General features: G+C 56.7%; 25 protein-coding genes and 1 tRNA gene. 10 read left to right on the plus strand and 16 right to left on the minus strand.

Features of this window, described 5'->3' with window-relative positions:
* The first annotated feature begins 102 nt into the window (after positions 1 to 102).
* Positions 103 to 357, plus strand: a complete 255-nt coding sequence (locus tag ACR0L1_RS19330) for a hypothetical protein (RefSeq protein WP_170769773.1) — start codon at positions 103 to 105, stop codon at positions 355 to 357.
* Between the two features lie 36 nt (positions 358 to 393).
* Here ACR0L1_RS19330 and ACR0L1_RS19335 read toward each other — a convergent pair whose 3' ends face one another.
* On the minus strand, positions 394 to 1,935 hold the full coding sequence (locus tag ACR0L1_RS19335) for a helicase HerA-like domain-containing protein (protein WP_480860396.1): 1,542 nt from the start codon (positions 1,933 to 1,935) through the stop codon (positions 394 to 396).
* 436 nt (positions 1,936 to 2,371) lie between these two features.
* On the opposite strand from ACR0L1_RS19335, the gene ACR0L1_RS19340 reads away from it, so the two are divergent.
* Positions 2,372 to 2,971, plus strand: a complete 600-nt coding sequence (locus tag ACR0L1_RS19340) for an invasion associated locus B family protein (protein WP_170769775.1) — start codon at positions 2,372 to 2,374, stop codon at positions 2,969 to 2,971.
* Positions 2,972 to 3,013: 42 nt separating this feature from the next.
* On the opposite strand, the gene ACR0L1_RS19345 is transcribed toward ACR0L1_RS19340, so the two are convergent.
* Genes ACR0L1_RS19345 through ACR0L1_RS19360 form a run of 4 tightly spaced genes read right to left on the minus strand, consistent with a single transcriptional unit; the run spans position 3,014 to position 7,246 of the window.
* The gene (locus ACR0L1_RS19345) at positions 3,014 to 4,222 is read right to left on the minus strand and encodes a beta-ketoacyl-[acyl-carrier-protein] synthase family protein (RefSeq protein ID WP_170769776.1); all 1,209 of its coding nucleotides are present in this window, start codon (positions 4,220 to 4,222) and stop codon (positions 3,014 to 3,016) included.
* Between the two features lie 9 nt (positions 4,223 to 4,231).
* Positions 4,232 to 4,489, minus strand: a complete 258-nt coding sequence (locus ACR0L1_RS19350; protein ID WP_170786803.1) for an acyl carrier protein — start codon at positions 4,487 to 4,489, stop codon at positions 4,232 to 4,234.
* A gap of 32 nt (positions 4,490 to 4,521) precedes the next feature.
* Entirely contained in the window at positions 4,522 to 5,613 is a 1,092-nt protein-coding gene (gene lpxD / locus ACR0L1_RS19355; RefSeq protein WP_480860398.1) for a UDP-3-O-(3-hydroxymyristoyl)glucosamine N-acyltransferase, read from the minus strand.
* Between the two features lie 34 nt (positions 5,614 to 5,647).
* Positions 5,648 to 7,246: a L,D-transpeptidase family protein gene (locus ACR0L1_RS19360; RefSeq protein ID WP_480504305.1), complete on the minus strand. Its 1,599-nt coding sequence runs from the start codon at positions 7,244 to 7,246 to the stop codon at positions 5,648 to 5,650.
* Positions 7,247 to 7,601: 355 nt separating this feature from the next.
* Here ACR0L1_RS19360 and mepK point away from each other — a divergent pair, with 355 nt between their 5' ends.
* Both mepK and ACR0L1_RS19370 read left to right on the plus strand, forming a co-directional pair.
* On the plus strand, positions 7,602 to 8,171 hold the full coding sequence (gene mepK / locus ACR0L1_RS19365; RefSeq protein WP_170786808.1) for a peptidoglycan L,D-endopeptidase MepK: 570 nt from the start codon (positions 7,602 to 7,604) through the stop codon (positions 8,169 to 8,171).
* A 484-nt stretch (positions 8,172 to 8,655) separates the two neighbouring features.
* Positions 8,656 to 9,657 carry a hypothetical protein gene (locus ACR0L1_RS19370; protein WP_480860401.1) on the plus strand — a complete coding sequence of 334 codons (1,002 nt, stop codon included), beginning with the start codon at positions 8,656 to 8,658 and terminating at the stop codon, positions 9,655 to 9,657.
* A gap of 26 nt (positions 9,658 to 9,683) precedes the next feature.
* Here the strand turns inward: ACR0L1_RS19370 and ACR0L1_RS19375 are convergent.
* The 10 genes from ACR0L1_RS19375 to iscR form a co-directional block, all read right to left on the minus strand.
* Positions 9,684 to 9,760 (minus strand) — tRNA-Arg (locus ACR0L1_RS19375).
* A gap of 515 nt (positions 9,761 to 10,275) precedes the next feature.
* The gene (locus ACR0L1_RS19380; protein ID WP_480860403.1) at positions 10,276 to 11,496 is read right to left on the minus strand and encodes a cysteine desulfurase; all 1,221 of its coding nucleotides are present in this window, start codon (positions 11,494 to 11,496) and stop codon (positions 10,276 to 10,278) included.
* Between the two features lie 10 nt (positions 11,497 to 11,506).
* Positions 11,507 to 12,073, minus strand: a complete 567-nt coding sequence (locus tag ACR0L1_RS19385; RefSeq protein ID WP_170769782.1) for a YIP1 family protein — start codon at positions 12,071 to 12,073, stop codon at positions 11,507 to 11,509.
* Entirely contained in the window at positions 12,070 to 12,555 is a 486-nt protein-coding gene (locus ACR0L1_RS19390; protein ID WP_170769783.1) for a YIP1 family protein, read from the minus strand. Before ACR0L1_RS19390 ends, ACR0L1_RS19385 begins: the two co-directional genes overlap by 4 nt.
* Positions 12,555 to 13,835 carry a SufB/SufD family protein gene (locus ACR0L1_RS19395; protein ID WP_480860405.1) on the minus strand — a complete coding sequence of 427 codons (1,281 nt, stop codon included), beginning with the start codon at positions 13,833 to 13,835 and terminating at the stop codon, positions 12,555 to 12,557. The genes ACR0L1_RS19390 and ACR0L1_RS19395 overlap by 1 nt, the downstream gene beginning before the upstream one ends.
* Entirely contained in the window at positions 13,835 to 14,590 is a 756-nt protein-coding gene (sufC, locus tag ACR0L1_RS19400) for a Fe-S cluster assembly ATPase SufC (protein WP_170553354.1), read from the minus strand. The genes ACR0L1_RS19395 and sufC overlap by 1 nt, the downstream gene beginning before the upstream one ends.
* Positions 14,583 to 15,416, minus strand: coding sequence for a glycosyltransferase family protein (locus tag ACR0L1_RS19405; protein WP_480860407.1), 834 nt, complete (start codon positions 15,414 to 15,416; stop codon positions 14,583 to 14,585). The genes sufC and ACR0L1_RS19405 overlap by 8 nt, the downstream gene beginning before the upstream one ends.
* Positions 15,417 to 15,556: 140 nt before the next feature.
* Entirely contained in the window at positions 15,557 to 17,077 is a 1,521-nt protein-coding gene (sufB, locus tag ACR0L1_RS19410) for a Fe-S cluster assembly protein SufB (RefSeq protein WP_170782412.1), read from the minus strand.
* An 18-nt stretch (positions 17,078 to 17,095) separates the two neighbouring features.
* The gene (locus tag ACR0L1_RS19415; RefSeq protein WP_170790881.1) at positions 17,096 to 18,139 is read right to left on the minus strand and encodes a cysteine desulfurase family protein; all 1,044 of its coding nucleotides are present in this window, start codon (positions 18,137 to 18,139) and stop codon (positions 17,096 to 17,098) included.
* Positions 18,140 to 18,187: 48 nt separating this feature from the next.
* Positions 18,188 to 18,646 (minus strand): Fe-S cluster assembly transcriptional regulator IscR, encoded by a 459-nt coding sequence (gene iscR, locus ACR0L1_RS19420; RefSeq protein WP_480860409.1) that lies wholly within the window; start codon positions 18,644 to 18,646, stop codon positions 18,188 to 18,190.
* A 178-nt stretch (positions 18,647 to 18,824) separates the two neighbouring features.
* On the opposite strand from iscR, the gene ACR0L1_RS19425 reads away from it, so the two are divergent.
* The 3 genes from ACR0L1_RS19425 to ACR0L1_RS19435 are packed head-to-tail and all read left to right on the plus strand — an operon-like array spanning position 18,825 to position 20,877.
* A complete protein-coding gene (locus ACR0L1_RS19425; protein WP_170324952.1) occupies positions 18,825 to 19,478 on the plus strand; it encodes an alpha/beta hydrolase in 654 nt (217 codons plus the stop codon).
* Positions 19,478 to 19,723 carry a hypothetical protein gene (locus ACR0L1_RS19430; protein ID WP_480860411.1) on the plus strand — a complete coding sequence of 82 codons (246 nt, stop codon included), beginning with the start codon at positions 19,478 to 19,480 and terminating at the stop codon, positions 19,721 to 19,723. The genes ACR0L1_RS19425 and ACR0L1_RS19430 overlap by 1 nt, the downstream gene beginning before the upstream one ends.
* Positions 19,720 to 20,877 carry an HD domain-containing protein gene (locus ACR0L1_RS19435; RefSeq protein ID WP_480860413.1) on the plus strand — a complete coding sequence of 386 codons (1,158 nt, stop codon included), beginning with the start codon at positions 19,720 to 19,722 and terminating at the stop codon, positions 20,875 to 20,877. Before ACR0L1_RS19430 ends, ACR0L1_RS19435 begins: the two co-directional genes overlap by 4 nt.
* A 74-nt stretch (positions 20,878 to 20,951) precedes the next feature.
* Here ACR0L1_RS19435 and ACR0L1_RS19440 read toward each other — a convergent pair whose 3' ends face one another.
* Positions 20,952 to 21,203: a hypothetical protein gene (locus ACR0L1_RS19440; RefSeq protein ID WP_480860415.1), complete on the minus strand. Its 252-nt coding sequence runs from the start codon at positions 21,201 to 21,203 to the stop codon at positions 20,952 to 20,954.
* A gap of 18 nt (positions 21,204 to 21,221) precedes the next feature.
* On the opposite strand from ACR0L1_RS19440, the gene ACR0L1_RS19445 reads away from it, so the two are divergent.
* From ACR0L1_RS19445 to ACR0L1_RS19455, 3 genes are all read left to right on the plus strand, one after another.
* Positions 21,222 to 21,557 (plus strand): DMT family transporter, encoded by a 336-nt coding sequence (locus ACR0L1_RS19445; RefSeq protein WP_480504289.1) that lies wholly within the window; start codon positions 21,222 to 21,224, stop codon positions 21,555 to 21,557.
* Positions 21,558 to 21,631: 74 nt separating this feature from the next.
* A complete protein-coding gene (gene typA / locus ACR0L1_RS19450; RefSeq protein ID WP_170769792.1) occupies positions 21,632 to 23,449 on the plus strand; it encodes a translational GTPase TypA in 1,818 nt (605 codons plus the stop codon).
* A 273-nt stretch (positions 23,450 to 23,722) separates the two neighbouring features.
* Positions 23,723 to 24,187 (plus strand): hypothetical protein (locus ACR0L1_RS19455; RefSeq protein WP_480860417.1); only part of this gene is annotated, 465 nt, incomplete at its 3' end.

Consider the following 24,187-nt stretch of genomic DNA (forward strand, 5'->3'; position numbering starts at 1 on the left):
GGGTACAACCAGTTTGGCATTGGCCGAAATCCCACGCGTTTACGGGAATTTAGAAAATCCGTAGAATGATGCGACCACCCTGTTGAGTATAAAAGAGTTCACATGACTTCGACGCTGACCAAATCACTGCTGCTGCTTCCTCTGATCGCCGGATTGGCAGCTTGCGTTCCAAGCCCGGAAGATTTTGAAACCACACCGGTCAAAGTCCAAACTCCGAAGGGTGAAGTTACGTGCCAACTGTACCGCCCTGATCGTGTCATTTGGGACCGCGCGATTGATTTCCCGGCCACCAAAATGACGGTCCCCGAGGCGGACGCCTATTGCAAGCAGGAAGGCCAGCGCCGCCTTAAAGGATAAGCCCGTCGCCGGGGCGGTCCGCGACTGTCCCCGGCCCTACCTGCTTTTGAACAACCCGCCCAGAATGCCTCGCACGATGCGGCGGCCTGTTGTTCCTTTCAGTTCTTTGATGACCGCCTCGCTCATGGCGGAGGCAAAGCTGTCTTTCTTGCGCATCACGCGTGAGGATGACCGCCCAACCCGGCTGCCGGAGTATCTGCGCGCCGTTGCGAATTCCCGCTCGGCCACGGATTGGGTTTCGATTTCTTCCTCGGCCTTTTCTGCCGCCTGAGCGGCCGCATCTGCGCGGGTCTGAAGGATTTCAAAGGCCGATTTTCTGTCCTTCAGCTCTCGGTACTTCGCCTCCATCGACGAAGCGGCAACAATGGCTTGACGCTCAGCCTTCGTGATTGGCCCTAACTGAGACCCCGGCGGACGAATCAAGGTCCGCTCGACCACGCCAGGTACGCCCTTTTTCTCCAGCATCGAAGTGACCGCCTCGCCTACGCCGACCTCGCGGATCGCGGCTTCGGTATCGAAAGCGGGGTTCTCTCGGTAGGTCTCCGCCGCCAGACGCAAGTTCTTGCGGTCGCGCGCGGTGAAGGCCCGCAGCGCATGTTGAACCCGGTTGCCCAATTGGCCCAGAATATCTTCGGGTATGTCGGCGGGGTTCTGGGAAATGAAATACACCCCCACACCCTTGGACCGGATCAGGCGTGCGACTTGTTCCACCTTGTCCACCAAAACCTTGGGTGCATCTTCGAACAGAAGATGCGCTTCGTCGAAAAAGAATACCAGTTTAGGCTTGTCGGGGTCGCCCACCTCGGGCAGTTCTTCGAACAATTCGCTGAGCAGCCACAGCAGGAACGTCGCATAAAGCCGGGGCGACCCCATCAGCTTGTCCGAGGCGAGGATGTTCACGACCCCCTGCCCTTGCGCGTCGGTGTGCATAAGATCAGCCAGTTCCAGTGCGGGTTCACCAAACAGGTTCGCGCCGCCCTGATTTTCTAGCACCAGCAGCCGCCGTTGGATCGCACCAATCGAAGATGTCGAGACATTGCCAAACCGTAATGAAAGCTGGCCTCGGTTCTCTCCCACCCAAACCAGCAGCGATTGCAGGTCCTTGAGGTCAAGCAGTGGCATCCCTTCGTCATCAGCCACACGGAAGGCAATGTTCAGGATACCTTCCTGCGCCTCGCTGAGGTCCATCAAGCGCGATAACAGCAGCGGACCCATCTCGGTTACAGTGGTGCGGACGGGATGACCCTGCTCTCCGAACAAATCCCAGAACGCGACCGGACAAGCGCCATAGCTATAGTCCGAAAACCCGATTGTCTGGGCGCGATCCTGAAACGCCTGATGAAGTTTGTGCGCTGCGCTGCCCGCCTTGGCCAACCCCGAAAGATCGCCCTTAACATCCGACAAAAATACGGGCACCCCGGCCTGCGAGAAACCCTCTGCCAGAATTTGCAGAGTCACTGTTTTTCCGGTCCCGGTCGCACCCGCGATCAGCCCGTGGCGGTTGGCGTATTTCAGCGTCAGGTTTTCCGGTTCGCTGTAGCCATCCCCGGCTCCGCCCAAAAAGATATTGTTTTGCATATGAAATTTGCCCCAATTTCCACCGGTCTGAGGGCAGCATACAAATTTAACAAATAACTGCGATAGTCTATTCGCCGCCTGTAACCAAACCGGAAGCAGGCGGCAGACTTCCTCCCTGTCGACTGGCCGCGCCTTTGGGCGCGGCTTTTTTCACGAAAACCGCCGAAGTGATCAATTTTTCAGGTTAGCAGTTGACCGCCGCGATTCCCTCTCGTAACGTCTGCGCATAACTAAGTCGGCCAGTCCGACGGGGAGAAAATTATAGAAAAGGGAGCCGCTCCACCGGCTCCCTTTTTTTGTTGCTCCAACGATAGTTTTCATCTGTGGACAGGCAAAAATCCGATCACATCAACGCATTTTCTTGGCATAGTGCCTGACACCCTGCCGGAACAGTGTTAGACCGTGCAAAAAGCGTATCCACAGAACCGAGGCGTTCATGATCAAGAAACTTCTCACTCTCAATGTTGTTGCCGCCATGCTTTGGGCCGGGGCGGTCGCGGCGCAGGAAAATCAAGCCGACACTACAACTGCTCCGCAGACTCAGGCTGGTGCGGATTTGGATCTTGGCGAGGAAGGACCACGCGTAGGTAGCCGCTACATCAAAGAAGAGCACGGTGATTGGATGATCTCGTGTGTGAAGACTGAAGCAGGTGAAGATCCCTGTTTCCTCCGCCAAATTCTGGCCGGTGACCAGGGGCAGCCCATTGCCGACATCACTATTCAGAATCTGCCCGAGGGCTCTCCCGCTGCCGCCCGAGCAACGGTCGTAGTTCCGCTTGAAATCCTGTTGCAGGCACAGCTTGCTCTGTCCATCGACGGCGCACCTGGCAAGCGGTACAACTATCACCATTGCAACCCGGTCGGATGCCTCGCACAGCTTGGGTTCACTCAAGGTGACATTGACGCAATGAAAGCAGGGACAACGGCAACGCTGTCGTTGGTGTCTTTGTTGGCACCGACTCAGTTGTTGGAAATGGAAGTCTCGCTGGCCGGATTCACCGCTGGTTTTGATACACTTGAGCCTGCGCAAAACTAACCGAACCGCCGGAGCGCGCTGTCAGAAGACAGCGCGTTCCTTTTAGACTTGCCTTAGAGCAAGAACAGCATTCAGGCCACCAAAGGCGAACGCATTGCTCAGCGCAACTTCTACCTTGGCTTTGCGGGCTTCGTTCGGAACCACATCCAAAGCGCATTCCGGGTCAGGTTCCTCATAGCCGATCGTAGGCGCAATCACGCCGTCACGCAGTGCCATAATGCAGGCCAACAGTTCTACCGCGCCGGTACCGCCGATCAGGTGTCCATGCATGGATTTGGTGGACGATATCATCAGATCATCCGCATGCGGACCAAAGACATCCGCCACTGCCGCGCATTCGGTCTTGTCATTGGCCGCCGTGCCGGTTCCGTGCGCGTTGATATAGCCCACCTGATCGGCATTGATCCCACCATCCGCCAAAGCGCCCGAAATTGCCCGAGCCGCGCCTTGTTTGCTGGGCATCACGATATCTGCGGCGTCCGAAGTCATGGCAAACCCCACCACTTCACACAGGATCTCGGCCCCACGCGCGCGGGCGTGTTCGTACTCCTCAAAAACAAAGACACCTGCGCCTTCGCCCTGAACCATACCGTTGCGGTTTGCGCTGAACGGACGGCAGGCGTCTTTGGACATGACCCGCAGCCCTTCCCACGCCTTGACGCCGCCAAAGCACAGCATGGATTCCGCTCCACCCGTCAGCATCGCCGGGGCCGCGCCGCTGCGCACCATCTGGAACGCCAGAGCCATCGCGTGATTTGACGAGGCACAGGCGGTCGAGACCGTAAAGCTGGGCCCTTTGAGGTTATGTTCCATAGATACGTGGCTGGCCGCCGCGTTGTTCATCAGCTTGGGCACGACAAAGGGGTGAACCCGGTTCTTACCGTCCTCATAGACTGAGCGGTAATTGTCATCCCAGGTCGACACGCCGCCACCGGCTGTTCCCAAGACAACGCCTGAGCGCGCCGCTAGATCGCCATGAAATTCGATCCCAGACTGTTCGATTGCTTCTTTTGCCGCCGTCAGGGTGAATTGCGTAAACCGATCATACAGGGTCATCTGTTGGCGGTTGAACCGGCCCTCGGCCTCGAACCCGCGCACCTGACCGCCAATCTTGATGGCAAGGCGCTCGACATCGCGGAACTCAAGTTCGGAAATACCGCAGCGCCCCTCGCGCATCGCCTCAAGCGTCGCCGGAACGGAGTGGCCCAACGAGTTGATCGTGCCCGCACCGGTAATAACAACGCGTTTCATGATCCTGCGTCAGACCTTTTCCGACACGAGCTTTTCGATACCGGCGATGATCGCAGCGACATTCGAGATGTCAAAATCGCTGGCTGTCGGCTCGTTGGCATTGAACGGGACTGAGATGTCGAACTCTTCCTCGATGGCGAAGATGCTTTCGACCAGCCCAAGGCTGTCGATCCCCAGATCTTCGAGCGTACTTTCGGGCGTCACATCCGAAGGGTCCAGCACGGCCTGTTCGGCGATGATGGCGATGACGCGATCGGTGATGCTCATGTCGATCCTCTGATTATCCCGTTGAGGGTGATTTAATCACTCGGCGACTGTTTGAAAACAGCCTTTTTCAACGCCTCTACGTCACGGGCCATGCGCGGCAGGCGGCGTTGCGCTTTGTAAATGTCCGTATGAGATTCCATTTTTATTCCCGGATAACCCATGATGACACGGCCCGCTGGTACGTTGGACAGGATCTTTGTGCCACCGCCTGAGATCACGCCATCGCCAATAAAAATATTGTCGACCACACCGGTCTGACCGCCCAAAACGACGTTGTTTCCAATCTCGACCGAGCCTGACACACCAGTTTGCCCGCACAGCAAGCAATCGCGCCCCACGCGGGTATTGTGGCCCACATGGACCAGGTTATCCAGTTTCGAGCCGTCGCCGATCCGGGTATTGCGGATCGTACCATTGTCGACAGTGCAGTTGGCGCCAACTTCGACATCATCACCGATCTCGACCGCGCCAAGTGAGTGAATGCGCAACCAGCTTTGGGCCCGTGCGTCGCCCTTGTCGCCCATGGTCTTGCGCACGTTTTCAACGTCCGACACCTCGGGCGTGACAAAGCTGAACCCGTCGCCGCCGATACGCGCGCCGGGTTGCGCGGTAAAGCGGTCTCCGATCTGTGCGCGGGCACCGATGCTGACCATTTCGCGCAGCATGGCGTTCTGACCCAGAACTGCATCCATCCCGACCACACAATGCGCCCCGATAACCGAACCCGCGCCGATTTTGGCCCGAGCGCCGATCACCGCCAATGGGCCGATCGAGACGTCTTCGCCGATCTCTGCCGTTGGGTCGACAACGGCTGACCGGTGAATGCCGGGCGCAATCCCCTGCCCCCGGTCCAGCATCGCGGTGATCCCCGCCATTGCCATCCGTGGACGCGGAACAAAGATGGCGGCCTGCAACCCCATGGCCTGCCAATCCGCACCTTCCCACAACACGGCCGCGCGGGCCGCGCCGTTGCCCAAAGCCTCGGCATATTTGGGGGACATTGCCATCGCCAGATCATCAGGACCTGCATCCGCCGGTTCCGCTGCGCGCGCGATGATCAGGCTGACATCGCCCTGACATTCCGCGCCAAGGGCATCGGCAATCTGCTGAATGGTATAGTGCATGTCGGGTTCCCCGGATTAAGGCCTAATCCGGTGATTACCCCTGAACGTCCGGCAGGGCCACCCCCGCTTTCTGCAAAGCGTCCCAGATTTTCTGATCTCGGCTGTAGACGTCACGGCGATACTGAACCTCGCCTTTGGGGCCGATATAGGCCGTGCGATAGATCAAATGCACCGGGACGTGCTGTTTCAGAGGCACCGTGGTTTCCTTGCCGGTTGCCAGAACCCGCTGGAAAAACGCCCTTGGGTTTTCCTCCTGCTTGGCCAGCAACGCGTAGGCAAACTCAAAGGGTTGCGCCAGCCGGATACAGCCATGCGAAAACGCCCGCGACTCGCGCGCGAACAGAGATTTCTGGGGCGTATCATGCAGATAGATATTGTACTGGTTGGGGAACATGAACTTCACCAACCCCAACGCATTGCTTTTGCTGGGCGGCTGACGCATCGCAAACGGGAAGTTGCGCGCGGTGAATTGGGTAAAGTCCACTGCGCCCCGGTCAATCTGCCGCCCACTGCGATCAGTGATATGTATATGGTTCACCGCATTCGGGTTCGATTGCAGCTGCGGCAGGTATTCTTTTGTGATGATCGAGCGTGGTACATACCAACTAGGGTTGATGACCATATGCTCCATCTCATCCGAGAATTCCGGGCTGCGGCGATCGTGAACGTTCTTTCCAATGACCGCACGCGTTTCAAACGTCACCAAGCCATCATCAACGATCTTGGCCGAGAAATCCGCCTGATTGACCAGAATATGCCGCTCGCCCCGCTCGCGCGGCAACCAGCGTTCCCGCTCCAGCGCCACGTAAACCGCCCGCAGCCTGTCTGAGGCTGAGCGGTTCAGTTCAGTAATCGTCCCCTGCCCCGCGACCCCGTCCGAGGCTAATCCGTGCGCAGTTTGGAAGTCCTTCACAGCGGCAAGCATCGCGTCATCAAAGCGCGGGCTGGCGGAGGGTTTCAGATAACCCATGGCAACCAACCGGTTGCGCAGCTTGATCACATTGGGACCGGTATCACCAAGTTCCAGCTTGTCCTGAGGCACAGTCGCACCCCATCCGCCCTGATCGATCAAAGCTTTCAAGGCCACTTTCTGCTTCATCAATGCCCGATACTGGGCGGTCTGCGGCGCAAGTTGATCAAAATAGGCCGCGTTCTCGGACACGACCCCTTGCAAATGATCCACGGTCGAGCGGCGCTGTACCTTGCGCACCAACCCCTCATCGATATCCGCAGGCCGGAGCGCTCCGGAATAAAGGTCATTTGCATATGCGATAAAGGCCCGGCTCAGCGCCATTTCGACAGCGCCCAGATCCCGGACCGAACGGGCCTCTTGCATCTTGGTCAACAGCGCCTCGACGTTATAGGCATCGGGCAGGCCGTGCATGTGGGCAGTGGCCAACGCCTGAATCAGGCTCGCACGACGCGTCGCATGTTCTGGCGTCTCACCCACCCAAATCGGTGTAAACCCGTTCGCGCGGTAAAAATCAGCAATCTCCGATCCGGACGGAGCAGATTCGGCCACGGCCATCTGAAAGGCAGTGGCCGGTTTGTCGGGAGTGTTGGCCACGCCGGTCGTGGCCGCCAAGCAAGCAGCAAGAGCGAGAACACTGGATGCACGAAAAAATGCTCGCATGGGATAACCTTTATTCTTCAACACTCTACGCGCGCCTGTATCCACGCCGAACAAATATGCTGGCCGGTCGACGGGCTTGTCCATTCACAAATACATCACATCGATGCTTCTTTACCCGCCTGATGCGCGTTTGCATCGACCACAGTCCCGCTAACCCTTGGCGCCTGAAAATTATACGCATTTGTGTCATCTGCGCAAAAAACTGCCGAAAATTCCCCCTTGAAAAGATGAATATGAAAGACTTCTTGGCTGGATTTTGCGTCTGTGCCATAAAACCCGTACTTGGGATGGGAAAAAATTAAGAACGCGCACGTAACATCGTGTGCAGGCAGGAACAGTACGGGACGAACATAAAATGACGACGAGCAGTTCCTCGGGCATGACCCGGCGGGCCCTATTGGGCGCATTTGCGGCAACGGCAGTGGTTGCAGCACCAACATATTCCAACGCAGCAGGTTTCCTCCGCGGCGGCGGCGACATTCGCCGTATCCGGATGTATTCCGGGCGCACCGGCGAGCGTATCGATATGATATATTGGGTCGATGGAAAATACATCAAGGACGCTGTCAAAGAAGTGAACCACTTCATGCGTGACTGGCGGACGGACCAAGTCAAGGACATGGACCTGCGCACCATCGACATCATGGCTGCCTCACATAACCTGCTGGACGTTGACGAACCCTACACGCTGCTGTCTGGCTACCGCTCACCTCAGACCAATGCGATGCTTCGGTCCCGGTCGCGCCGCGTGGCCAAGAACTCACTTCATATGAAGGGTCAGGCCGCTGACCTGCGCTTGTCGTCCCGGTCAGTCTCGCAGATGGCCAAGGCCGCCATATCCTGCCGTGCGGGCGGGGTGGGCAAATACTATCGCTCGAATTTCGTGCACATGGATTGCGGCGATATCCGTAGTTGGGGCGGGTAAGCACCAACATACAAAACCAACCCGTATTCTCGACCGCCGGCCCCCAAGACCCGGCGGTTTTTTTGTGCGCGCGTCCCCTGTCCAGATTCAATCGACCCAGAGCGCGAACAGGAAAATTCAAAGGAAAATGGCGCACCTGAGAGGATTCGAACCTCTGGCCTCTGCCTTCGGAGGGCTGTTCTTTTTTGTTTTTTAACAATGCCTTACGCGCATTTCCTTGATTTTTTTGACGGGATTTTGACGAGTTTTTGCGGCAATTTCCTCCTTGGGGAACTGAAAACAAATAACTTAACAGATCTGTAGACACCCTAAATTGCTGTAGTTTAAGGATAATCGTGTACGAATTCAGCCCTCGACACGCCGACTGATCAGAAATTTTAGAATAGAGCACTGCCCTATAAGCTGCCTTGAAAAGCAAAACTTGAGTAAAACTTAACGCTCTTTCCAAGTGAACCCCGGGCCATAACTGATTGTAGTTGGACAAATGATTGAATTTGAAAATTTGACTGATTGGCACCCAGCAGATAATGACCACTGCTTTCTATGTGGCGTGAATCTTCACAGCGAGAATAGAACTGCCGAGCATGTATTCCCCACTTGGCTTCAGTCCCGCTTGAATCTTTGGGACAAGAAACTGACGCTCGTAAACCAAACGCTGCTACCCTATCGACAATTGAAAATCCCTGCATGCCGAAGCTGCAACGGCACTCATCTTTCAAAGCTTGAAAGCGATTTTCAGAATATTGCATTGGACCCAAGTCGAGAACTGAATGATATCCCAGAGTGGCTTGTCTATTTGTGGTGTGCCAAGGTCTTCTTCGGTATCCTCTACAAAGAAAAAGAACTACTTCTCCAGAGAAGCGACCCTAGTGCGGGCACGATTTGGCCTCGTGAAATCGTAAACGGATTCGACCTTTTGCATTTCTCGCTACAAAAGGTCCGGCATCGCTTGGAGTTTCATGGTGAGCAATCTGAAACTCCTGGAACGGTGTATTCGTTCAATACTAAGTTCAATGATCAGGAGAACTTCGACCTGATGACTAGCGTTACTGGCGCTGGTTTGGCGATCCGAATTCAAAATAGAGGGTTTGTCGTAGTATTCGACGGCGGGTTGCAAGAGATGCACAAAGATACTTCCCCTCAAATACACTCAGAACATGTTCTACATCCTGTCCAATTTATAGAATTAGCCGGTCATATTCTTTATAAAGCGAAGCGCAGATGCGCATCGTTCGGATACGTTCTCTCGCAACTTGAGACAGACCCCCCAAAATTTGGAATGGTACAAACTGGAATACGCACTGAAGGCGAACCAGATTATCTGGATGATGGCTCACTCAAGGTGTTCGATGAGTTCGATCCTGCGGTATTAGGCAAATACCTATCTTTGCTGTGGCGCCATTGGGGGATACCCGATGATGTGCCCGAGGGACATTACATATCATTTGTAGGTGAGGGAGATTTCCCTGATATCCCACTGGACTGAAGCGAGTACCTTGTTGTCATGTGATATGGCGCTCGCGACAGGATTCGAACCTGTGACCTTCGCCTTCGGAGGGCGACACTCTATCCAGCTGAGCTACGCGAGCACGATGGCGTTAGTATCACGTTGTAGGTCAATGACAAGCCGTTTCTGCGCATCTCCCTCTCGGAATAATAGTGTGCTGCTTAGACGCAATAGCGACAAGCTTGGAGATGACAAAGCTATTATTGATAGGTCAAGAAGATCAAAAACTCAGCTAGTCGCAACTTTCAATAGGGTGTTCATTCAGACACCCGAAGTTGTGCTAAATTTTCAGGTTGGCCAGAAAGTAGGGGTGTTCTTTTTGACGAGATTTTGCGGAACAGTGTGCAGTGGGGACACCTGAGGGTGTCTTATTGTGCAATTTTAGACACCCCTAAAACACCCAGAATAGCGCCCCGCACTGCTGATTATACTTTTATTTTCATAAAGTTACGGATTACTTAGGCCACTTAGGCGCTTTATGCACTAATGACCTTCGGAGGGCAGCGCTCTATCCAGCTGAGCTACAGGTGCCTTGGCCGTTAGCTAACCTTGTTCCGATCCGGGTGCAACTGCAAATCCACCCGGAACAAACAGGTTTCAAGCAAAGAGATCATGCGCCAGTTCCAGCGCGTCGATCAGTGTGTCGACCTCATCCTTGGTGTTATAGAGCCCAAAGCTCGCCCGGCAGGTGGCAGTCACCCCGTAGAAATCCATCAACGGACCGGCGCAATGGTGGCCTGCGCGCACCGCAACGCCTTTCTTGTCCAGAATGGTCGATACATCATGCGCATGCCCTGCCCCGTCCAGCGTAAAGCTGAAAATGGCAGCCTTGTCAGCACAAGTGCCCTGAACTTGTAACCAGTTGAGGCCCGTCAACCGCTCCATCGCATAGTCGCGCAGACCAGCTTCGTGGGCGGCAATGTTCTCCATCCCCAAGTCCATCATGTAGTCCAGCGCCACGCCCAACCCGATGGTTTGCACGATACCCGGCGTTCCGGCTTCGAACTTCATCGGCGGATCATTGTAGATCACCTGATCCTTGCTGACCTCTTTGATCATGTCACCGCCCCCGATGAAGGGGCGCATTTCAGCCATGCGGTCGGATTTGATGTAGATCGCACCGGACCCGGAGGGACCGTAGAGCTTGTGGCCCGTAATCGCATAAAAGTCGCAACCGATGTCCAGAACATTGACCGGCATATGTACCGAACCCTGGCTGCCATCAACCAGAACCGGAACACCTTTGGCATGGGCCCCTTCTGTAATCGCCTTTACGTCCACAACGGTGCCTAAAACGTTGGAACATTGAGTGACGGCAACCAGTTTGGTCTTGGGGCCAATGGCGTCAATGACAGCCTGTGGGTCCAGCCCACCTTCGGCATCAACGTCAACCCATTTCAGGACAACACCCTGTCGTTCGCGCAGAAAATGCCAGGGGACGATGTTGGCGTGATGCTCCATAACGCTCAGCACGATCTCATCCCCTGCCTGCAGACGCGGCATGGCCCAGCCATAGGCGACGAGGTTGATCCCTTCGGTCGTACCAGAATTCAGAACAATCTCATCCTCATCTGAAGCTCCCAGAAACTTCGCAATCGTGCCGCGTACGGACTCGTATTTTTCGGTCGCCAAATTGGACAGATAGTGCAATCCACGGTGTACGTTTGAGTATTCTTCAGCGTAGGCGCGGGTCACCGCGTCGATCACCACCTGCGGCTTCTGGGCCGAAGCGCCATTATCCAGATAGGTCAGCGGTTTTCCGTTCACTTCACGCGAAAGGATCGGAAAGTCCGCGCGGATTTTCTGTACATCGTACATAGTATTCTTCCTAGACAGGCCCGCTGGGCGCCAGAGCAAGGACCAATGGCATCGCCACAAGAGCGGACAGCACAATGACCCCAAAGGATTTCAAGATCGAGCCGAATTTATGCGCCTCATTGATGAAATGCAGTGTGACGTAAAGGCTTACGATGACCGTTGCCAGAAGGAACAGCGCCATCAAGAACGGCACCACCAGTGACACCAACAAAGTAACGGTCAGGGCCGCCGTTTGCAGAAACTGCAGCCAGACAGACAGGATCATTATGTCTTCGAACTGCGCAACGCCGCCTAAAAACCGACCGATCAGAAAAAAGGCCACGATGCCCATCAGCATTGTCCCCGCAGACAGGAACAGATTCATGACTACCGGATCGGGCGGTGGAACCGGCACACCTTCGGGCACTGGGACCAGTTGATCAATCCCGACCTGAACAAGCCCGTTCAAAACCACGGCCAGAAAAAAAGCAAGCCAAAGGACTTCACGCCCCGGACGCAGGGCCAAAAGATGCCGTGCCGCCTGAGCCGGGTCTGTTAGCGTCATGATCGCAAGATCGGGTAAAGATATTCCGTTCATTGCGTAATCCTCTGCGCTTGTCGCAACCCTGCCAGCCAGAACCACAGGAAGACCACGAACCAGATCAGCCCGACCGCAGTCAGTGTCGGCCCCGGCCCGATGAACCCTGCCACCAGACCGTTCAACAGCACCAGCGGGGTCGAGGACAACAGCGCCCAGAACAAAGCAACCCGCGCGCCGTAAGCTGTCCCCTTCCCTCCAACCAACCGCGCGGCGCCATGTGAGACGAACGCCAGCAGATAGAAGAATAGGGGCAGGATGATCACCGTGCCCAGCAACGCCCCGCCCATGAGCATATTCAGCTCAAGCCCTTCCAGATGGGCACGGCGAGACAGACCGGGCAATTGCGCAACGAAAGCTACAATGCAAAACGCCATCACAAAGACCAGCGCGCGATCTTCGCGCTGGCCCAGATCGAGCAGCCGACGCACAACGCGCCCTGGCCCTCGATACGTGGCGGCGATATCCGACGTCACCGGCATCAGCTGTGCCGCGACAACCAGCCTTCAAGGCGATCAACAATGGCCTGCGACAGGGCGTCATCTTCGATCTCGTCCACAGCCTCGGCCAGAAACGCCAGCGTCAGCATGTTGGTCGCCTCTTTGGTCGGAACTCCGCGCGAGCGTAGATAGAACAGGGCTGTTTCATCAATTGCACCTGAGGTCGAGCCGTGCGAACACGCCACGTCATCGGCATAGATCTCAAGCTCGGGCTTGGCCAGGAACTGGCTGTCATCGTCCAGAAGCAAAGACTGGCTGATCTGATAGCCATCGGTCTTCTGAGCGCCCTCCTTGACAAGGATCTTGCCCTGAAACACACCGGTCGCGCCGTTGCGCAGCACTTTCTTGAACACCTGACGGCTTTCACAATTCACAGCGTCATGAGTGATGAAGACGGTATCGTCGTGATGGAAGTCCCCGTCACCGACACAGGCGCCCGCAACGTGGGCTACCGCATCGTCTCCGGTCAGCTCGACCACCTGTTCGTTGCGCGTCAGCACGCCATTCACGGTCAGGGTGAAGGATTTGTAGACCGATTCCTGCCCCAGACGCGTGAACATGTGGGTCGCGGCACGACGCTCGTGATCGCGGCCTTGCGCCCGCACGTGATGCAACACCCCACCATCGGCAATGTCGATCTCCATGCATTTGTTGAAACGCGAAGCCGCCGGGCCGTTTTCAAGGATCGTCACCTCGGCACCGCTTTCGACACGGATGATATGGTGCAGCATCGCGTCCGAGGTTTCAGAGGCATGGCGATAGATGAAGCTGATCGGCTTGGACGGTTTGCCCGAGACATGGATCGCTATCCCATCCGCCGCGAAGGCAGTGTTCAGCGCCGCAAGAGGACGTTGCACAGGCGATTGACCACGCGTTTCAAGCACGCCGTACAGCTCTTTCGCCCAATGAATATCCTTGAAACAGATATCCTCGATCCGATCGATAGTGACACCTTCCAGCGTCAAATCATCAGACTGTTCGGGGCTGAAAACACCATCAACGAAAACGATCTTCAAACGGTCCAGATCGGCGAACAGCATGGCCTCATCCGGGTCGAACAGCGCGGCCCGAGGGGCCTCGGGCGCTACCAGCGTATCCGGGCGGGTGTATTTCCAATACTCATCCCGGCGACCGGGCAGACCCATTTCCAGCACACGGGCCAGCGCGTCTTCGCGCGCGGCTCGAGTGCAACCGGCGTCGGGCATGACCAGATTGGCCAGCCGCGCCTCAGTAGCGGTTTGTTTCACTTCGGGCAGCGCCATCAGTTCACCTCGGCCAGAATGTCTGCGTAACCGTTGTTTTCAACTTCCAGTGCCAGATCGGGGCCACCGGTTTTGACGATCTTGCCGTCCGCCATGATGTGCACAACGTCAGGTTTGATGTGATCCAACAAACGCTGATAGTGCGTGATCACAAGGAACCCACGTCCTTCGTCGCGCAACGCGTTCACACCCTCGGCCACCAGCTTCATCGCGTCGACATCCAGACCCGAGTCGGTTTCGTCCAAGATGCACATCTTCGGTTCGAGCATCGCCATTTGCAGGATCTCGTTGCGCTTTTTCTCACCGCCCGAGAAGCCAACATTGACAGGGCGTTTCAGCATGTCTGCGTCGATCTTCAGCGACTTGGCCTTGGCGCGGACTTCTTTCAGGAAGTCAGCCGCCGACAGCTCATCCTCGCCGCGCGCCTTGCGCTGGGCATTCACGGCGGTGCGCAGGAAGGTCATGTTGCCCACGCCCGGAATTTCGACCGGGTATTGGAACGCCAGAAAGACACCAGCGGCGGCGCGCTCTTCTGGTTCCATCTCCAGCAGATCTTCACCGTCCAGAGTCGCCGACCCATCGGTTACTTCATACCCGTCGCGCCCCGAAAGCACATAGCTGAGCGTCGACTTACCCGAGCCATTCGGCCCCATGATCGCGTGCACCTTACCGGCCTCGACCGTCAGATCGACACCTTTAAGGATTTGCTTTTCTTCTTCCTCAAGTTTCACGTGCAGGTTCTTGATTTCAAGCATGATGGAGTTCCGTTTCCTGACTGTTCGTTGAAAAGCTCTCCAACAGGTTCGACTGACTGCGTTCGATACTATCCTGGTATGTCAGCGTTGCCGGAGGCTCTTGTTTCGCTTTTTGCGCAATGTCGTCCACCCCAAGAGGCATGGGCAAAGCACGTTCTATTCCGGTTGCATAATCGTAGAATTTCAAACCGGGCTTTGTATGTATTTCCTTGTGGGCAAACCAATGGTTGGCCACGCCGTAGCTGTCGGCCACGATCAGCCCGTGTAGGCTGGACGAAAAAACCACGCAGCACGCCGCGATCTCATCGCACACGACCTTGGCCGGGCGCCGCGTGTCGATAAGGCGAAAACGCGGGTCTGAGCCGACCAGATTTTGAATTGCAGGATCGTCAACCTCAGTGTGATGCGGAACGATGCCGATGATATCCTGCTGTGGTTCGCTCCGGGCATGCACCTTGGCCGCGAGTATACCGGGATCACCGTAGGTTACGCCCCGCAGGTTCAGCAGGGACGCCGTGATCGGCCCGCGCACGGTTTTCGGCGGCTGCAACGTCTCGACAAAATCGGCCGCAAGCGGTTCAAGACATCCACTTCCCCAGATCATCGGCTTATGTGACGATCCACGCCCCAGCGCCCCTTTGCGGGCCAATGACATGATGGACCCGATCGCAAACAAATCCGCCCGCACAGGTTTGGTCCAGACCACATCGCGGCCGGCCACGAAAGACACGACATCGCGTGACAGGTCATCGCCAAAATTGGGACGACTGGCCCACCAATACAGCTTGACCGGCTGCTTGTCGGGATGCGCTACAGACTGTTCCATCGCCTATCTCCGCCCCGCGCCAGCGCCGCGCAAAACCCCAGCGGTCCGCCGGGCGCAATACCCGGCAGGCGCAGCGGTTTTCAGCACATATTTCGAGTGCGCAGCCAATGTGAGACGTCCTTTTTGAAACAGGCAGGTGGTTAACCCACCGACCCCTCCAACGAGATGGCGACCAGTTGCTGCGCTTCCATGGCAAACTCCATCGGCAGCGCCTGCAACACGTCCTTGCAGAACCCGTTGACGACAAGCGCCACGGCCTCTTCCTCGTCCATGCCGCGCTGTCGGCAGTAAAACAGCTGATCGTCGTCCACTTTGGATGTGGTCGCCTCATGCTCAACGCGCGATGAGTTATTCTTGACCTCAATGTAAGGCACTGTGTGCGCCCCGCATTTGTCGCCGATCAGCAAGCTGTCACACTGGGTATAGTTGCGGCTGTTCTTAGCCTTGGGATGCATCGAGACCAGACCACGATAGGTGTTCTGCGCCTTACCCGCGCTGATGCCCTTGGACACGATGCGTGACTTGGTGTTTTTGCCCAGATGGACCATCTTGGTGCCGGTGTCAGCCTGCTGATAGTTGTTGGCGATGGCAATCGAATAGAACTCGCCTTGGCTTTCCTCGCCCCGCAGGATGCAGGACGGGTATTTCCATGTTACAGCGGAACCGGTCTCGACCTGCGTCCACATCACCTTAGACCGGTCGCCCCGGCAATCGGCGCGTTTGGTCACAAAGTTATAGATGCCGCCCTTGCCATTCTCATCACCGGGGAACCAGTTCTGGACGGTCGAGTATTTCACCTCGGCATCTTCTTCGATGATGATCTCGACCACAGCCGCGTGCAGCTGTGCGGTATCGCGTTGGGGTGCGGTGCAGCCTTCCAGATAGGACACATACGAGCCCTTATCGGCAATGATCAGCGTGCGTTCAAATTGACCTGTGTTCTCCGCGTTGATACGGAAATACGTGCTCAGCTCCATCGGGCAGCGCACGCCCGGCGGGATGTAGACGAACGAGCCATCCGAGAACACGGCCGAATTCAGCGTGGCGTAAAAGTTGTCCGAGACCGGAACCACCGAACCCAGATACTTCTTGACCAGTTCGGGATGTTCTTTGATCGCCTCAGAGATCGAACAGAAGATCACACCCGCTTTCTTAAGCTCTTCCTGAAACGTGGTTCCAACAGAAACCGAGTCGAACACCGCATCCACGGCAACCTTGCGACCCTCAGCCGGGGCATCCTCGGCACCTTCAACGCCCGCCAGAATCATCTGTTCTTTCAGCGGGATACCGAGCTTTTCGTAAGTCGCCAGCAGCTTGGGGTCAACCTCATCCAAGGACTTGGGCTTTTCCTCCATCGACTTGGGACGGGCATAGTAATACTGGTCCTGAAAGTCGATCTTGGGATAGCTGACCATCGCCCAGTTCGGTTCATCCATCTGAGTCCAGCGCTCGAACGCGGCCAAACGCCATTCGGTCATCCACTCGGGCTCTTCGTTCTTTTCCGAGATCAGGCGGACGATATCAGGGTTCACGCCCTTGGGCGCGTATTCCATCTCGATATCGGTTTCCCAGCCGTATTTATAGGTTCCGACCTCGCGTACCGCATCCACGGTTTCCTGATCGACACCCTCTTTTACCTGGGTCTGGTCCAAAGCGGCCATAAGACACCCTCCGTCTGATCACGCGGCCCGCGCGCGATGCTTTTTCTCTTTTTCCAGCCACGTTTCCGCGAAACGCAGTACATCTTCTTCCGTTGTCGTAGGCCCCAGCGAGACGCGAATTGCGCTGGCAGCTGATACCTCGTCAAATCCCATCGCGGTCAGTACTGCACTTGCACGTACCTTGCCGCTGGAGCAGGCCGAACCTGCGCTAATCGCAAATCCAGCCAGATCCATCTGCATGACCTGCGTCTCACCCTTCCAACCGGGGGTGGCGAAGCACAGGGTGTTCGGCAGGCGTTCCTGATCTTTCCCGACAAAAATAGTAGATTTAGAACCGGCCTCAAGGGCCTTTTCTAGAATATTTCTAAATTCTTTGACCCGCTCCCAAACTCCATCGGCCAGATCAAGCGCCGCAGCTTCAGCAGCAGCCCCGAACCCCGCGATTCCAATGACATTTTCGGTACCCGAGCGCCGTCCCATCTCTTGCCCGCCGCCCTTGATCCGGGCGGGCAGATCGGTGCCGCGCTTCATCACAACCGCGCCAACGCCTTTTGGACCGCCAAGCTTATGGGCCGAGATCAACGCCATCTGCGCATCCAGCCAGTTGAACGCCACCGGCAATTTCCCGAACGCCTGAGTCGCGTCCGTCACCGCAAGACCTGCTGGCAACGCCTGAACGATCCCTGTCTCGGAATTGGCAAGTTGCAGCGTGGATTGCGCCGGATCGGCCACTGTAACGGCCCCCTCTGGTGAAACTGGCAAGTCTTCCATAGCCCACGCGCGAACCGCATCATGTTCAATGGCAGCCCCGTGCAGACCTCGACCTTCCAAAGCCAGCGCTGCCCCTTCGGTCGATCCTGATGTGAATACGATATCCGCACCATCCGCCCCGAATGCAGTCGCAATTTGTGCCCGCGCACGCTCAATCACTGCCTTGGCCGCGCGACCTTCGGCATGAACCGAGGACGGGTTGCCGCACATCTCCATCGCGGCAATCATCGCCTCGCGCGCCTCGGGGCGCAGTGGGGTTGTTGCGTTATGGTCCAGGTAAACACGTGTCACGGATTCACCTTTTCGCCGACCAGAACATTTTGTTTGTTCCCTGTCATCTTATTCGTCCACAACGGCAAACAGGCTGGGCACCGCCGGACAAGGCGCAAGATCGTTCTGAATCACATCCGATAGGCGCGTCTGATGCAGGAAAACGTAGACATGGGCGCTCAGCCCTTCCCACAGTCGATTGGTTAGAGATTGCGCCCGGCTGCCAGACAGCGCCCCGGTCGCACCCGCGCCTTTTTGCAACGCGTCGACGGTTTCATCGACTGCGGCCAGAATCTCAACCACGCGGATCTCGGATGCGCGGCGGGCTAGACGATAGCCGCCACCTGGTCCACGCACCGACGATACCAAGTCGGCCCGGCGCAGTTTGACGAAGAGCTGCTCAAGATACGGCAGTGAGATATCCTGACGCGCCGAAATTTCGCCAAGCGTCACCAGCCCGTCCGAGGGCTGAAGGGCGATATCGGCCAGCGCCACCATCGCATAACGACCCTTGGTCGACAGCTTCATTTGCATTCCCTCATGGCAGTTTACGCGCGAAATCATTGACGTCGCCGCTGCCAGTGCGTATCTCCGACAGGCGGCGCTTCGGCGCCTAGTATCACAATTAGAACCGTTCTAAGGTGCCCGACGATAACCGTCAAGTATTTCTGGGCACCCAGAAGAAAAAGACAGGACCGACGCACACATGCCCGAGGTGATTTTTCCCGGACCAGAAGGCCGCTTGGAAGGCCGCTACCACCCGCAAAAGGAAAAAGACGCACCGATCGCCATCGTGCTGCACCCGCATCCTCAATTCGGCGGGACCATGAACAACAAGGTGGTCTATAACCTACACTACGCGTTCTATAACATGGGGTTCACCGTTCTGCGGTTCAACTTCCGTGGCGTGGGCCGCAGCCAGGGCGAATACGATCAGGGCGTGGGCGAGCTAAGCGATGCGGCCTCGGCGCTGGACTATTTGCAGTCGATGAACAACAACTCGAAACATTGCTGGGTCGCAGGGTTTTCCTTTGGCGCATGGATCGGGATGCAGTTGCTGATGCGCCGCCCCGAAATCACCGGCTTTATCAGCGTCTCGCCGCCTGCCAATATGTACGACTTTTCGTTCCTGGCCCCTTGCCCGTCCTCGGGGCTGATCATCAACGGATCGGCAGACCGCGTGGCCCCTCCGGCGGATACCACATCGCTGGTCAATAAGCTGCACGAGCAAAAGGGCATCACCATCACTCATAACGAGGTGGAAGGCGCCGATCACTTCTTCCAGGACCGCCATATGGACACGCTGATCACCGATGTCAGCGACTATGTGAAACGCCGCCTGACCGAGAATACGCGCTGATGTCCGACACGATCACTTCACTGGCGTCCAAGCTGGCCGAAGACACAATGAAAGTGATGGACGAAACTGGCGACGACAGGTTCTTTGTCGAAGTTGGCGAGATGCTGGGCGCCTCGTCCCAGACATTGGAAGAGGCGTTTCTGACGGAAATTCGCGTTCGGTTGGCCGAACGCAAAGCGCGCAAATTTGTGGTGCAAAGACTGGCGGAACATCGCAGTAAGGTGAAAGCAATCGAAAAGCAATGACAGAACGGCTGTCCGCTCAGATCTCGTTTCTGAAACAGGCGGACAAGCTGAAATCCGTCAACCGCGCCAACACGCTGCTGGACCAGTCCAGGGCCGAAAACGCCGCCGAACACAGCTGGCATCTGGCCTTGTGGGCGCTGGTCATGTCCCCACTGGCCGAGGCAGAGGTGCAGATCGACCGCGTGATCCAGATGTTGTTGCTGCATGATCTGGTCGAGATCGTGGTCGGCGATCATCCCATCCACCTGCAAACAGACTGGGACGCGGTGGAGAAAGCCGAACACGCAGCGGCGCTTGAGCTTTTTGGCCTGTTGCCGTCGGATCAGGCGCAAGCATTTCTGTCCCTCTGGCAAGAGTTCGAAGCAGACGCGACGCCTGACGCGCAATTCGCCAAGCGACTGGACCGGTGCCAGCCTTTGTTCCAGGTCCTGTGCGCGCCCAACCCCAACCCCGACCACATCGAGATTGCCAGAGATAACCTGAACGCAGGGCGCGCAGCCTATCTTGAGTCGGCGCTGCCAGCAGCATTCGCTCACGCCCATGCGATCTTGCGCGATGAAACCCCAGTTGAGACCACATTTTCGGCCCGCCTGCCCTTTCTGGTGGAAGCCGATCGGTTGAAAGCGGTTCTGCGAGCCTCGCGATTATTGTCGAATGACCGCTTTGAAAACTCGGCTGAACATTCCTGGCATATCATGCTGTTTGCGTGGGTTTTGGCGGAATATGGCGGTTCTGAGGTTTCGATCTCACGCGTGCTTCGGATGTTGTTGCTGCATGACATTGTGGAAATTGACGCGGGCGACCACCCTATCCACGGCCAAGTAGACAAAGCCGCTCAGGATGCCGAAGAGCGTGCTGCCGCGGACCGCCTGTTTGGGCTTCTGCCCACCGACCAGCGCGACGCGTTTCATGCAATCTGGTTGGAATTCGAAACGGCCGAAACCCCCGACGCCCAATTCGCCAAGGCAATTGACAGGTTCCAAACCCCAATAGGCAACCTCGTCACCGGTGGCGGTTCATGGGTGGAGTATAATGTGACCCTTGCACAGATCGACAGCCGCGTCGGCGTTCCGATCAACCGAGGCGCACCGCAGCTTTGGTCATGGCTGCGGCCGCAGCTTGAGGCCCATTTCGCCAGTCGCCACCCCGCGTGACCTCTTGCCCCAGTATGAAATCAGACCTGAACGCCCACTTCACGTATGGCTTCCTGATCTGCTTTGTCACGGGTTTACCCCGCGCTGACCAACCAGCCGAAAAGAACAATCAGGGCGGAAAGAGCGACCACGGATTTCGCAAAAATCGTCATTATTAAAAACTCTAGACTCGAAAAAACTATCGCTTTGATACCATTTTTCTTTTTCAAAAACAGTCCGGTAATCCTGACCAATTGAAGTAAATCCGCACGATCTTCACACGCTCTACTGCGCGCAAGAAAGGCCTTGCCTGCGCCGATAGTTTCGTGGTCAATCCAAGCCGCCACACTCAGATCGAGACCCCGATGCCCAAAGCCTATTTCATCCTGTTGTTCGCCGTGATCGCCGAGACCATCGGCACCACCGCTTTGCAAGCCAGCCAGCAGTTCACACGGTTCTGGCCCTCGGTTCTCGTGGTGGTCGGATACGGCATTGCGTTTTATCTGATGGCGCTGACTCTTCGCTACATGCCCGTCGGGATCGTCTATGCAATCTGGTCCGGTATGGGCATTGCTCTGATCGCGATCATCGGCTTCGTAGTATTTGGCCAGCGCCTGGATTGGCCCGCCGTGCTTGGACTGGGCATGATCCTAACCGGAATCCTCGTCATTCACCTGTTTTCCAAGACTGCAGGGCACTGACCGCCGGTTAGGGCTGGCCTATTTGCTCAAACCGCGCTATGCGCGCGGCAACTTCCCGTTTTAAGGCTGACCTCATGGACCTGCGCAATATCGCAATCATCGCTCACGTGGACCACGGCAAGACAACCCTGGTAGATGAGCTGCTCAAACAATCCGGCGCGTTCCGGGAAAATCAGGCCGTGGCGGAACGCGCCATGGACAGCAACGATCTGGAACGCGAGCGCGGTATCACCATCCTTGCCAAAGCGACTTCGGTTGAGTGGAAAGGCACCCGCATCAACATCGTCGACACCCCTGGCCACGCCGACTTCGGCGGCGAGGTAGAGCGCATCCTCTCGATGGTCGACGGCGTAGTACTGCTGGTCGATGCCGCTGAAGGTCCGATGCCCCAAACCAAATTCGTGACCTCCAAAGCGCTGGCACTGGGCCTGCGTCCGATCGTTGTGCTGAATAAGGTCGACAAGCCCGACGCTGAACCCGACCGCGCGTTGGATGAATGTTTCGACCTGTTCGCCAATCTGGGCGCCGATGATGATCAACTGGACTTCCCGGCCATGTACGCCTCGGGCCGCTCGGGCTGGGCGGATATGGAGCTGGATGGCCCCCGCAAGGACTTGACCGCTCTGTTTGATCTGATCGTGGATCACGTGCCTGCGCCGAAACAGGCCGACAAAAAAAACGAACCCTTCCGCATGCTGGCCACCACGCTGGGCAGCGATCCGTTCATCGGCCGCATTCTGACCGGCCGTGTGGAAAGCGGGACTCTGAAAGCGGGTGACAGCCTCAAGGCCCTGTCGCGCGACGGGACCCTGATCGAAAACTTCCGCGCCTCGAAAATTCTTGCCTTCCGTGGCTTGGCGCAACAGCCCATCGACGTGGCCGAAGCCGGTGACATCGTCACCATCGCAGGCATGAGCAAGGCAACCGTGGCAGATTCGCTGGTTTCCCCGCAGGTGGACGAGGCCCTGCCCGCTCAGCCCATCGACCCGCCGACCATCACAGTGACCTTTGGCATCAACGACTCGCCTCTGGCCGGTCGTGACGGTAAAAAGGTCCAGTCCCGAGTGATCCGTGACCGCCTGATGAAAGAGGCCGAATCGAATGTCGCCATCCGCATCAGCGACACCCCCGGTGGCGAGGCGTTCGAGGTCGCAGGCCGTGGCGAATTGCAGATGGGCGTTCTGATCGAAAACATGCGCCGCGAAGGGTTTGAACTCAGTATCTCACGTCCGCAGGTCCTGTTCCGCGAAGAAGACGGCCAGCGGCTGGAGCCCATCGAAGAAGTCACCATCGACGTGGATGACGAATTCTCGGGCGCTGTGATCGAAAAAATCACAGGTGCGCGCAAGGGCGAGCTGGTCGAGATGCGCCCAGCCGGTGCCGGCAAGACCCGCATCATCGCGCATGTCCCCTCGCGCGGTCTGATCGGCTATCACGGTGAATTCCTGACCGACACCCGCGGAACCGGTGTTCTGAACCGCGTGTTCCACGGCTGGGCCGCGCATAAGGGACCGATCCCCGGACGTCGCGCGGGCGTTTTGATCTCGATGGAGAAAGGTCAGGCGGTCGCCTACGCCCTGTGGAACCTTGAAGAGCGTGGCCGCATGTTCGTGGCGCCACAAACGGATGTCTATCAGGGTATGGTGATCGGCGAGCATTCGCGCGACAACGATCTGGAAGTGAACCCGCTGAAGGGCAAAAAGCTGACCAACGTTCGTGCCAGCGGCTCGGACGATGCGGTGCGCCTGACGCCTCATGTCCAGTTCTCGTTGGAGGAAGCCATCGCTTATATCGACGATGACGAATTGGTCGAGGTCACGCCCAACGCGGTCCGCTTGCGCAAACGATTCCTGGACCCGCACGAGCGCAAACGCATGGCAAAGTCCGCCTAGCTAAGAGACTGTAAAACAGTTCACAGTGTGGAAACAATTCCACAATCGTGACATATTTGCGCCCACCACGGAAAAACACACAACATATAGGCCCGCCTCACTGGCGGGCTTTATTGTTGTTTTTACTCTATTTTCCATTTTTGCCTCGAAATTGAGGGCTTTTCTTTTTCCCGCACTTCTTGAAAATGTGACGAGGGATGGCTGTAATTGTGTTTAAAGTATGGCACGAGTGTTCGTGCAAATACGGCTTAATGAGTACTAAGGAGTAACGCCATGCGTGTAAAATCTCGTTTACTGTCAATTGTTTTTGTTTCGGCCGCAATTCCGTTTGCAGCACCCGCTCCGGCCTTGGCCGCCGACAAATGCACGGTCAAAACCGCACGTCAGTCGGTTTCAACGGAAACCCTGTGCGGTTGCTCTGTGGTTGATGCACGGATGCTGCGCTATATTCAGAGACGCGCAGATTTCGAAGACATCCTGGCACGTACATCAGAGTTCTGCCCAGCTTTTGCGGCAGTTCTGACGGATATTCCTACAGCGACGATCGCCAGTTCCGCACCTCCCGGCGAAGATGACACAAATGAGCCAAACGACTCGCCCAACGGTAACGGTGGCGACAACGGTAACGGTGGCGACAACGGTGACGATGGCGACAACGGTGACGATGGCGACAACGGTGACGATGGCGACAACGGTGACGATGGCGACAACGGTGACGATGGCGACAACGGTGACGAT

It is taken from the genome of Ruegeria sp. J8, assembly GCF_056531925.1.